8 protein-coding genes and 1 pseudogene are annotated in these 12601 nt (G+C 30.4%); 5 read left to right on the top strand and 4 right to left on the bottom strand.

Annotated features, from left to right (window positions below; all coding sequences use genetic code 11):
- Positions 1-408: 408 nt before the first annotated feature.
- Entirely contained in the window at positions 409-1662 is a 1254-nt protein-coding gene (locus QHG34_RS15515) for a tyrosine-type recombinase/integrase (RefSeq protein WP_282631135.1), read from the bottom strand.
- Between the two features lie 344 nt (positions 1663-2006).
- Between QHG34_RS15515 and QHG34_RS15875 the strand changes: the two are divergent.
- Both QHG34_RS15875 and QHG34_RS15500 read left to right on the top strand, forming a co-directional pair.
- Positions 2007-3040: pseudogene (locus tag QHG34_RS15875) on the top strand (DNA cytosine methyltransferase).
- Between the two features lie 430 nt (positions 3041-3470).
- On the top strand, positions 3471-4877 hold the full coding sequence (locus QHG34_RS15500) for a glycosyltransferase family 2 protein (RefSeq protein ID WP_282631134.1): 1407 nt from the start codon (positions 3471-3473) through the stop codon (positions 4875-4877).
- Between the two features lie 49 nt (positions 4878-4926).
- On the opposite strand, the gene zupT is transcribed toward QHG34_RS15500, so the two are convergent.
- On the bottom strand, positions 4927-5709 hold the full coding sequence (zupT, locus tag QHG34_RS15495) for a zinc transporter ZupT (protein WP_282631133.1): 783 nt from the start codon (positions 5707-5709) through the stop codon (positions 4927-4929).
- A gap of 180 nt (positions 5710-5889) precedes the next feature.
- On the opposite strand from zupT, the gene QHG34_RS15490 reads away from it, so the two are divergent.
- Positions 5890-7185, top strand: coding sequence for a mechanosensitive ion channel family protein (locus tag QHG34_RS15490; protein WP_282631132.1), 1296 nt, complete (start codon positions 5890-5892; stop codon positions 7183-7185).
- Here QHG34_RS15490 and QHG34_RS15485 read toward each other — a convergent pair.
- A complete protein-coding gene (locus tag QHG34_RS15485) occupies positions 7182-9464 on the bottom strand; it encodes a DUF2339 domain-containing protein (protein WP_282631131.1) in 2283 nt (760 codons plus the stop codon). The genes QHG34_RS15490 and QHG34_RS15485 overlap by 4 nt on opposite strands.
- Before the next feature lie 116 nt (positions 9465-9580).
- On the opposite strand from QHG34_RS15485, the gene porQ reads away from it, so the two are divergent.
- The gene (gene porQ, locus QHG34_RS15480) at positions 9581-10606 is read left to right on the top strand and encodes a type IX secretion system protein PorQ (protein WP_282631130.1); all 1026 of its coding nucleotides are present in this window, start codon (positions 9581-9583) and stop codon (positions 10604-10606) included.
- The gene (gene cmk / locus QHG34_RS15475; protein WP_320416887.1) at positions 10569-11345 is read left to right on the top strand and encodes a (d)CMP kinase; all 777 of its coding nucleotides are present in this window, start codon (positions 10569-10571) and stop codon (positions 11343-11345) included. The genes porQ and cmk overlap by 38 nt, the downstream gene beginning before the upstream one ends.
- Here the strand turns inward: cmk and QHG34_RS15470 are convergent.
- Entirely contained in the window at positions 11335-12264 is a 930-nt protein-coding gene (locus QHG34_RS15470; protein WP_282631129.1) for a glutaminase, read from the bottom strand. The two genes, cmk and QHG34_RS15470, sit on opposite strands and share 11 nt — an antisense overlap.
- Between the last annotated feature and the right edge of the window lie 337 nt (positions 12265-12601).

Raw genomic sequence — 12601 nt, 5'->3', positions numbered from 1 at the left:
AAATATGGTAAGGTCAAAAATCCTAATGATTTTCCTACATTTCAAATTAATCAAAATAATAATACAATAATATTAAATAAAAACTATACTTTTAAATGTTCCTAACAAGGGGAAGATTACAATAATTCTATATCTTATTATATGTGCATTTATATATATTATAATATACAGCCTTGTTAATAATTATGTTCCTAATAATAGTAAAGGTTTTAAAATATTTGTTTCATTTATTATATTAATTTTATTTATATTATTTATGACAATGTTAAATAATTGTTTAGAAGGCGTGTTACCTGCTGATACAAGTGATTATCAGGACTACAGAAGACATTAATAGCTAAAATACACAACCCTATAACAAGGAAGAGGGCTATATCATATTTACTTTTGATGTAGCCCCCTTTGTTTTTATATAAAATCTGCTAATGCTTGTACAGATTTCTCTTTTTCAATTTTATTATATCGCTGTAGCATTTTAATATCAGAATGCCCAGTCATGACCATTATTTGATGAGGTTTTAATAAAGGTTCATCCATTAGTTTAGTTATTAAAGTTCTTCTACATGTATGAGATGTCACAAGTTCCCATTTTTCATAATTTCCTTCAATTTTTCTAAATTCCTCTTTTCCGTTAATTAGTTCTTTACAAAGCTTTGATCCTCTTACAATTTTATTTATTTCAGCTTTCTTACAAACTTCTTTAATGTATTCGTTAAATTTTACATCTGAAATTTTTCTTGGAAAACTCCCTTCATATTTTTTTAGAATTTCTTGAAGTTTTAAACTATTTGGAATTAGAACTTCCTTACCCGTTTTAATGTTTTTATGCGTGTACATATTATTATTCAAGACAGCGTTTTCTAAATTGAACAAGTCACTAACTCTTTGTCCTGTATAACAGCCTATTAATAACCAGTCTCTTGCGTTATCATACATAGAAAATTTAGTAAGTTCTAATTTACTTATTCTTATAATCTCATCATCATTCAAATAAATATAATCTTTAGGTGTTACTTTATATATAAATTTTCCAAGCAAATAATCATCATTAACCTCTATTCTATATTCATTAGCTTGTTTAAAGATTGCCTTAATTTTATTAACAAAAGTTCCAATTGTTGATGAAGAATATCTTTTTAAGTTACAAAATTCTATTAATTTTTCAAACATGTGTAAATTGAACTCTTTAAAATTCAATTTTAGTTTTTTACTTTTTTCAAAATCAAATAACAAATTGTAGGTAGAATTATATCCTTTTATGGTATTTTGACTAAATTCATTTTTCTTTTCATTTATGTGAAATTTAATGAAATCAAGTAAAAATTCAGGTGTTTTTTGAGTTTTATTTGGATTTTCTAATTCAAAAAAAGAATAATAATTAGACAAGAGCCATTCCTTGTCTATGTTTTTTCCTTCAAGAACAGATTTATGGTATGAATTCATAATAAATAAATCAAATTCTTTAATTCTTATATTTAACTTGTTAAATTCTACTTGAGAATTCTTTTTAACTTTTTTTAGATTTTTATCCCAACAATTTTTTGGGATTTTAATTTCATCAATCGTAAGACTTAATTGTTTTGAATTTCTTGATTCTCTAAATTTGTAAGTTAAACTATTCCAATCCGAGTTTGTTCTTACCGAAAAATTACCTTTAGCCATATTGTTTTTTTAAAATAAATATTCAAATACGATGCCTAAAATGTTATCACATTTGTAAACACATTTTTAGTAATAATTCAATAATTAATTTTATACAAAAACTTTAAAAATAGATTAAAGTGCTGTAAATAGAGGTGTTTAGAAGTTTGTTTATATATAATTTATATATAAAATTCCTATAGGTAAGACTCCCACTCCGAGTACTGATAAATCCCTTAAGTAATTATACTTAAGGGATTTATTTTTTTATGGGTGGTGAAAAGGGTGGCAACTTGTTTGATAATAATATTTCAAATGACATCTCTTGTCGTTTCTTTTAAGTATTTTTGATTAAAATCAATTTTATGAATATTGTATCATTTTTTGCAGGTGCGGGAGGATTAGATCTAGGTTTTTCTAAAGCTGGTTTTAATGTTGTTTGGGCTAATGAATATGATAAAAGTATTTGGAAAACCTATGAATTTAATCATTCTGAAACATTTTTAGACAAACGTAGTATTACAGATGTTCCATCAGATGATGTCCCAGATTGTGATGGTATAATTGGTGGTCCTCCTTGTTAAAGTTGGAGTGAAGCTGGTACTGGGAAAGGGATTAAAGATAAAAGAGGGCAACTTTTTTTTGAATTTATAAGAATTCTCGAAGCTAAACAACCAAAGTTTTTTCTTGCCGAAAATGTCAGTGGAATGTTGATACAAAAGCATTCTGTAGCGTTAGAAAATATTAAAGAATTATTTAAAAATGCTGGTATTGGTTATGAGTTATCATTTGAGATGGTAAATGCGTCTAACTACAATGTGCCACAGATAGAAAAAGAATAATTTTTGTAGGAATTAGAAAGGATTTAGGTTTCACCTATAAATTTGACAATCCTAATTTTGACCCAATAGTTTTGAGTGATACAATTGGAGATCTACAAGATTCAGTTCTGCCCGCATTAGAAACGAATAAATCTAATCATGATAAATGTATTATACCTAATCATGAATATATGATAGGTAGTTTTTCAAGTATGTTTATGTCTAGAAATAGAGTTAGAACCTGGGACGAACCTTCGTTTACAATACAAGCAGGGGGAAGACATGCCCCTATACATCCGCAAGCTCCAAAAATGGAAAAGGTAGAAAAGGATGTTATGAAATTTGCAAACGGTAAAGAAAAACTTTACAGAAGGTTAAGTGTAAGAGAATGTGCCCGAATTCAGACTTTTCCTGATGATTTTATATTTCATTACGTTAATATTGCAGATGGATATAAGATGATAGGAAATGCTGTTCCTGTTAATTTAGCTCGTTTTCTAGCTAATTCAATAAAAAATCAGATTAATACAAATTCAAGAAAGAAATTAGATGAACAATGCTCTGTTCATAATTCATAATCTTTCTATTTAATCCTCCCTTAACAATCTAATGATATTTAGTTAAGCTTAGATTTTAATTTGCAGCTTACTTTTGCAGTAACAAAATCCTCATGTGTTAATTTATATCATTTCTCAAAAATGCTTCTCTGTGCCTAGGGAAGTTTTTTTTGTTTTTATTAACAGCCTTCTTTTTTCTATTTCTTTTAAATCTCTATTAAAATAGTAGAATATTTTGTTTTGTAAGCTAGATTATCAGTTTTTTAAGTATTTATTATTTAGTATTTAATTAACTTTTCATGAGTTAAATTAACTTCTAACGGCATAGTAGTTGTCCCTTTTTGAGTAATCTATATATTAAAACTTTAAAATTACTCGTATGCCTACTACACATTTAAAAAACAATTTTAACAACAAGAATCTATTAACCTCCGAGGAACATAAATTAAACATGAAGGTGATACATTCGGAAAAATTAAAAAAGAAACAAGATCGTAATAAATTTTTAGAACGAATATCTAAGAATACTCTTACCAAAAAAGATTATATAATCATAGGTGTTAGTTTTGTAATTATGTTGGCTTCTATTCTTTTTTTAATTATTTATGAGAATGAAATACTAGAATGGCACAACGCTAAGTTAGAGTCTTGGTGGGGTGTTGCAATTTATAGTATTGGTTTATCACTTTTGATCCTAAAAATAATATTTCTTTCGTACATGGGATACCTCTATATAAAGTATAAACCGATTAAAAATGTATCAGATGAAGAACTGCCACAATGTACTGTAATTGTACCTGCTTACAATGAAGGAAAATTAGTGTATGACACATTGCTTAGTTTAGCTGATAGTAATTATCCTGCAGAAAAATTAGAGATTTTAGCAATAGATGACGGAAGTAAGGATGATACATGGGATTGGTTGCTAAAAGCAAAACAAGTATTAGGAGCTAGGTTAACATTGTTTCAGCAACCTAAGAATATGGGAAAAAGACATGCACTTTACAGAGGTTTTACAACTGGTAAAGGTGATGTTTTTGTAACAGTTGATAGCGATTCTATTGTAGACGAAAACACGTTGAGATTTTTGGTAAGTCCTTTTGTAGTTAAAAAGGATTGTGGCGCAGTTGCAGGTAATGTACGCGTTTTAAATAAAGAGAAAGGGATAATTCCGAAGATGTTGAATGTAAGTTTCACATTTAGTTTCGAGTTTGTTCGTTCTGCGCAAAGTGCTTTAGGTTCAGTCTTTTGTACACCAGGAGCATTAGCTGCTTATCGTAAAGATGCTGTTATGAATTGTTTGGATGAATGGATTAACCAGTCTTTTCTAGGTCAGCCAAGTACAATTGGAGAAGATAGAGCTTTAACAAATATGATTTTGAAGCAAGGTTTACATGTTTACTTCCAGAAAAATGCAATGGTTTTTACAAATATTCCAGAGCGTTATAAAAACTTGTACAAAATGTTTATTCGCTGGGAAAGAAGTAATGTGAGAGAGAATATAATGATGTCGAAATTTGCCTTCAAAAACTTTAGAGATGGTTCTACAACCGGAACTCGAATTATATTAACAATGCAATGGGTTAAATTAATTATGGCAATTCCATTATTTTTAATCTTAATATTTTTCGTTGTTACACATCCATTGTTATTTTTGACAAGTACATTGTCAGGAGTATTATTGTTTTCTAGTATTCAAATGATTTTTTATGCAAGAAAGTATAATTTTAACGAAGCTTTATTGGCTTACGCTTACAGTATTTTTTACATGTTTACATTATTTTGGATCACTCCATATGCCATTATTACTGCAGGACGAAGCGGTTGGTTAACAAGAGAACTTCCTCAAACAAGTTGAAAATAGTTTATATCATAGTACTAAAGCTTCTTTTTACAAGAGGCTTTGTTTATACAAATAAAACTAAGCTAACTGCCATAATCAGCATTCCGCAAACAATTCCATAAGTTGATAATTTTTTTCCGGCGTATTTGTTCGCTGTCGGAATTAACTCGTTTATAGAAATGTAAACCATCATTCCTGCAACGCCGGCAAATACAGCACCGAAAATGGATTCATCAAAAAACTGAAGTAAGATATAATATCCAATCAAAGCTCCAATTGGTTCTGTTAAACCAGACAGAAAAGAGTAAGTAAATGCTTTTTTACGATTCTTTGTGGCGTAATAAATTGGTATAGCAACAGCAATTCCTTCTGGGATATTATGGATTGCAATAGCAGCCGCAATAGAAATCCCATAATTCGGATCATCTAAAGCGGTTAAAAAAGTGGCTAAACCTTCAGGGAAATTATGAATAGATAAAGTGACCGCAGAAAATAAGCCTAATCGTAATAGTTTTTGATCTGTAGATTCTTCTTCATTCTCGTGATTGTGATGATGAGGTAAAATTTTGTCAATTAATATGATGAGTAATATTCCGACAAAAAATCCAATTATGGCGTAAGTATAACCTAACTTGTCTCCAAAAACACTGCTTAATGATGTTTTTGCTTTTGTTAAGATTTCTACAAATGAAACGTATAGCATAACTCCAGCAGAAAGTCCTAGCATGATTCCTAAAAATTTTGGATTAAATTTTTTGTACATCAAGCACAGTAAACTTCCAATTCCGGTGCTAAGTCCTGCGAATAGGGTTAAACAAAAAGCAAATATCAAAGGCTCTGAAAACATTAAGTTTTTAAAGTTAGATTAATCTAACAAAAATATTTAATTATTTTTATTGAACCAAACTAAATAAGATATCTGGAAGTTATTGAATGTAATTTATCAGTTTTACTGTTTTTTGTTAAAGGATAAACTTATTTTTGTTCGGATAGATTTTTATTGAAGATGGAATTATTAGATAAAACGATGCAAAGCGAAGTATACCGCTGGATGTTACAAATGATAGATAAAATGGGTCTTTCTAGTTATTGGACCATACTTTTGACATCATTTACTTTGTCCGTTGCATTGTTAATTATACTTTATGCAGTCGATTTTTTATTGCGAAAAGTATTATTGTTAGTTGCGACAAATGCTATTTCTAAGACTAAAACAAAGATTGACGATTTACTAATAAAGAATAAAGTCTTACAATATTTGACGCATTTGGTGCCTATAATTATTGCACAAGAAGCAATTCCGCTTATTTTTCAAGGATTTCCGAACTGGATAAAAATAGCAACTCAAATTACAGATGTCGCTTTAGTTGTTGCAGTTGGTTTTTTGTTTAACGCAATTTTCCGAACGTTTCGTGATTTTCTTCGTGGAAACAAATCTTTTGCCGATAAACCGATAGATAGTTACTTGCAAGTTGCCAATATTCTGATCTTTTTTGTGTGCGGAATTCTTACGTTTTCTATTCTTACAGGGAAATCGCCCATTACATTTTTAGTTTCTTTGGGTGCTGCTTCGGCAGTTTTGATGTTAGTTTTCAAAGACTCTATTTTAGGATTTGTGGCGAGTATTCAAGTTTCGATGAACGATATGGTTCGCGTTGGCGATTGGATTGAGATGACTAAATATGGAGCTGACGGAACAGTAATTGAGATTAATTTAGGAACAGTAAAAGTTCAGAATTTTGATAAAACGATTACTACAATTCCTACATATGCGTTGGTTTCAGATTCGTTTCGCAATTACCGGGGAATGCAAAATGCAGGTGGACGACGAATAAAACGTTCGATAAATATCAAAATGAATTCGATTCGTTTTGTGTCAGAAAAAGAAATCGAAGAATTGAAAAAGATTCGCATGTTACACGATTATATTGTTGATCGTTCCAATGAAATTCAACAATATAATATGTCAAACAAAGTCGATCCGACAGTTTTGGCTAATGGTCGACGAATGACGAATATTGGGTTGTTTAGACAATACATCAAAACTTATACTTATAATAGTCCAAAAATAAGAACAGATTTGATGTTCGAGGTTCGTCAACTTCAACCGACAGAACACGGATTACCTATTGAGTTGTTTATGTTTACCAATACAACAGCGTGGAATGAGTACGAAATTATTATGGCCGATATTTTTGACCATGTTATTGCGGTTGTTCCGTTGTTTCATTTAGAGATTTTTGAGTCGCCTTCATCCGATGATATGCAAACCATTGCAAAGGCTTTGTTAGAGCGACGTTCAAACACAGAAGCAGAACTTTAAAGTTCTGCTTCTGTGTTTTCGTCGGGTTTATCCATTAAATTTTTCATCAAATTTCTTAGTTTTTGATACATGAATGATGTCGATAAAATCAAGATTCCTAAAACGATAAAAGACACAATTCTGAAAACATTACTCATTTCCCAAACGTCTACTAAATAAAGTTTCAGAATAATTAAGCCAAATAATACAATTCCGACAATAGGAAATGCTTTTAGTTGATTTTTTAAGCCATAATACATTAAACCAAATCCTAATATTGCCCAGATAATAGGTAATAAGATCATTCGGAAAATATCAAATTGATGTTCAAAGTTATTTCCTACAGGATTTAGTGTTGCAATCATAAATGAGTTATACATTTCGAAACTTATGATGTAAACCAAAAATAACATTGAAATGATTTGTAATATTCTTGATGTTTTGAAATCACTTTTTCTAAAAATTAAATAGAACAAATACGAAGTTGGTATAAGATAAGTAAGGTAAATGAAATAGCTACTTAACGCGAAATTATCTTGGTTTGCTTCGCCTGGTATATTTGCAGAAAGTGGTAAAAATAAGATACAAAACGCACTTCCTATTTGTAAAACAAGCTGTATTGTTTTGCCTAATTTTAGTTTTTTTCTTGCCAATAATATAGTTGCAATAAAGAATAAAGTATAAATAAAGACATAACTAGTGATGAGTGTGATAGAGAAGTACGGTTCGATTTGGTAAATTAATTCGAACAAAATTCCAGCATACATTAATAAGATAGATGTTAAAACGAAAATGAATTTTGAATGAGTTATTTTGAATCCAAGAAAATGTTCTTCCGTTTCGAAATCTTTCATCAAGTAAATATTGGCAATAGAACAAATTAAGACAATGAAACTTGTGCTAAAAACATGATTGAAAATGACAGCTAATCTTTCTTCTGTACCAAGATAATCATACCAATTAATACAAAGGAAAACGAATAAGAACGGAAACATGATAATAAAAAACACTTTGAAAATGTTTTCATTACTCTTTTTCCATAAGAATAATAACAAACTTGATTCGATAGCAAAACAAATTGCAGCAATATTTGCATCGAATTTAAATCCAATTGCAGCTGTAATTGATGAAATACTTAATCCGATTAAGGTATTTAGTAATAATTTGTGTTGAGTTGTTTTGTAAACATATAAAGCGAAAATGGCGTTTATAGCACCAAAAATTGCGCAGATACTTGCTGAATAATCCATTTCTACATCAACCATAGATAATAATACAGCCGAAAAAATGGTATTTGTTATGAATAAAATGCAATTCCAAACAGAAAATTCATTTTTTCTAAAATAGTTGATCAACGTTGTTATTGCAAAAAGGAGATATAAAGCGATAAAGAAAATAAATTGCTTTTGCGTGTGTTCTTCATTTATCCATGCAAAACTATAGATTGTGGTAAACAAAAAAGCAATGTAAGAAATGATTTGCCAGTTTTTTCGCCACGACATTAGTAACATACTTAGGTTGAGAAGTACGATGTATGAGAATAAGAAAACAAAATTGCTTTCGCCAGTACTAATCATTAACGGAGCTGAAAACCCACCAATGATAGAGAAAATAGCCAAAACTTGACGATTGTATGCAAATGCCAAGACAATAGATAAAATGTTTACGACTGTTAGTAATGCAAAAGTGATGTTTTGAGAAAGTAAATGATATTCTCTGAATGCAATGGTAAGTGTAAAATACAGAACGGTTAATCCGCCACCAATCAAAATGGAAGAAAAAACGGCGAAATTTTTTCTAATCTTATGTGCTGTTCCAATAATGGTTAATCCTACAACAATACCTATCATTACTCGGAAAGTTTCATTAATCCAATTCTGATCTATTGCGTATTTTACAAAATAACCAATTCCAAGCACTAAGGTTACAATCCCGAAAATAGTTAAGAAATTGTCTTTAATAAAACCAATTGTGTTGTTGATAAACTGGTCAAATGTATTTTCTGCCTTTGGTTGAGGAGTAAAACTTTGTTCATTAATTGGTTTTATTTCGTTCTGTAAAACGGGTTGAGGTTTAGCTTGCGCCACAATTTTTTCGCGAATAGGTTCTTCAACTTTTGGTTGATGAATTTCTTGACGAACTATTTCGGGTTGTTTTACAGTTGTTGATTGTTTTTGTAATTGCTCTTGTAGATTTTTAATTTTCAGATCCTGAAAATCAATCATCTTTTTTAGTTGTGCTACTTTGTTAAACAAAATCACAATCAAAATAAGTACAATTAAGGCAATAATGAAATCCATAGCATTTATTTAGGTAAGTTGAATTTAAGCATTTATTTCAAAACGCTTAAAATTTAATTTACATATACCAAAATCATACTATTTTCGTTATTCAACAAAATATTTACTTTTGCTAGATGTTTAGAAAACTCTATACTTTGTGTCTTTTGACGTGTTCTTTTGTTGTTTTTGCACAAGACGGAACGCGTGTATACGAGTTTCTTAATATTACAACTTCGCCACGGCAAGCTGCTTTAGGAGGAAATGCAGCTACTTCTTGGGATGCGGATCCAAATTCATCTTTATGGAATCCGGCTTTGATGAATCGTGAAATGCACGGGCAATTAGGAATTAATTATGTAAATTATATTGCAGATGTTAATTTCGGTACATTTTCTACAGTTTATGAAATCGATCAAGATAATTTTCTTTCTGTTCATGGTCAATATGTAGATTATGGAAAATTGATTGGTACGGACGAAAATGGAAACATAACTGGTAATTTCAAAGCAAATGATGCAGCAATTACAGTTGGTTACGCTCGTGTTTTGGGAGATTATTGGATAGTTGGAGCTAATTTAAAATACATTAATTCGACAATAGAATCGTATAAATCTTCTGCAATTGCCGGAGATATTGGCCTTTCTTACCACGATTTTGATAAAAATATTAATGTTTCCTTGGTTGTTCGTAACATAGGTTCTCAAATCCAAACATATAACGGCAAAAGAGAAGATATGCCAACGCAAGTTAATTTAGGAATTTCGCATCGATTAGAACATGTTCCGTTAGAGTTTACCTTGTCGTTACACGATTTACAAAAGTTTGATATTTCTCAACCTTACAATAAAAACGGGCAAGAAGTTTCTGGTGGACGAAAAATGATCGATCACGTTTCGGTTGGAGCAGAGTTGTTTCCAGAGTCTGATTTTAACATGCGTTTAGGTTATAATTTCAAACGAGGAAATGAGTTGTCAACTGACGGAATTCGTTCTCTTTCAGGATTAACATACGGTTTTGGAATTCGTGTTAATGCTTTTCGTTTCGAGTTTAGTCACGCTAATTATCATAAATCGGGAGGATCTAATCATTTCGGAATTTTATTTAATTTAGATCGTCTTATTAATGGGCGCGATTATTGGAGAAGTAATCCTTGGTTATAATAATAGTGAAAACTTCAAGAAAATATTATCTTTGTCAACTATTTCTATTTTAATGAAAGAAGATTTAATCATTGCAATCGACGGATATTCTTCGACAGGAAAAAGTTCGATGTCAAAAATTATCGCAAAAAATCTTGGCTATACACATATTGATAGTGGAGCGATGTATCGTGCTGTAACGTTATATGCTTTTCAAAATAATTATATTCAAAATCAAGAAATTGATATAAATTCTTTGATAGAGCATCTTAATGAGATTAAAATTGAATTCAAAAAAGACGAATCTACACAGAAGAACAATACTTATCTTAATGGTCAGAATGTAGAAGCAGAGATTCGTTCAATAGAAATATCTAAAATGGTAAGTCCAATATCTGAGATTCCTGCTGTTCGCGATTATTGTGTTGCATTACAACAACAAATAGGAAATAATGGTGGAATTGTAATGGATGGTCGAGATATTGGTACGACAGTTTTTCCTAATGCAGATATCAAAATTTTTGTAACAGCTTCTCCAGAAGTTCGTGCACAGCGTCGTTTTCTTGAATATCAACAACAAGGAAAAAATATTTCGATGGATGAGGTTCTTAAAAATGTAAACGAAAGAGATTACATTGATTCTCATCGTGCATATTCGCCACTTCGCAAAGCTGATGATGCGATCGAAGTTGATAATTCAAACATGAATTTAGAGGAAACCGTGAGCAAAGTGATGGAAATTATCGAATCTAGAAAATAGAATCTTCTGTAGCAGTTGTAAATTCTTCCAAAAATTTCATTCCACGATACGAGTTTCCTTTCGTATTTAACTTAGGACTCCAAACGGAAACAATGTAATGTTTGGGCATAATTGCAACTATTCCTCCACCAACACCACTTTTTCCTGGTAAACCAACACGGAAAGCAAATTCGCCAGATTCATCATAGAAACCACAAGTTTGCATAATTGCATTGATTCTTTTTGTTTGACTAACATTTAAAACTTGATAATCATCAAACAAATTTTTTCCTTTATTAGCTAAAAATGAGAAAGTTTTACTCAATTCCATACACGTCATTTCAATCGAGCAGATGTAAACATACAAATCCAAAACTTCGTCTGGAGAGTTATGAATATTGCCCAATGATTTGATAAAATTTGTTAACGCAGCATTTCTGTAAGCTGTAGAAAATTCACTTTTTGCTATATTATCAGAATACTGAATAAAATAATTTCCAGATACCTTTTTTACGAAATCTAAGAAGTACTCTTTCGGATTATCACAAATATCAATTAATATATCACAAACAACCAAAGCTCCAGAGTTAATAAACGGATTTCTCGGAATTCCTTTGTCAGTTTCTAATTGCAATAACGAATTAAAAGGAGTTCCCGAAGGTTCTACATCAACTCTCTCCCATATTTTCTCTCCAATTTCTCTATAAACTAAAGCCAAAAGCAAAACTTTAGAAATACTTTGAATCGAAAATTTTTCTTCACAATCACCAAACCCAAACTGAAGCTGATCTGTAAACAATAAGGATACACCAAACTTTTCGCCATCTATTATAGATAGTTCAGGAATATAACTCGCTGTTTCGCCTAAATTTTCTTCCTCAATTACTTTTAGGTAAATCTGATTGATTATCTCAAAATATTCTTTCTCTTTCGAAATCATTGTATATATAATAGAATGTAAAAGTAAATTTATAATTTGTTTTTTGAGTAATAAAATGTTTTCTCAAGTCCCTTCTCGCTTCGCGACAATTTTCCCGAGCAGTTAACCACAAAGTATCCGCTGTTGGTTAGCTTGAAACAGCAAACCATCACCGTCTAATCATTTCTTACAGTAAAAAATAATATAGATATAGAAACTGTCCCCTCGAGGGGACTACAGGGGTGTTTTCAAGTTCTAAGTATTAAGTAATAAGTTTTAAGTTAAAAAATTCTTCATTCACCCATACTTGCTGAACTTGTTTCGGTATCACAACTTAAGAATATACATAAAATGTCAT

Source organism: Empedobacter sedimenti, assembly GCF_030005555.1.
Taxonomy (GTDB): domain Bacteria; phylum Bacteroidota; class Bacteroidia; order Flavobacteriales; family Weeksellaceae; genus Empedobacter; species Empedobacter sedimenti.
This window is presented reverse-complemented; position numbering and strand designations above follow the sequence as displayed.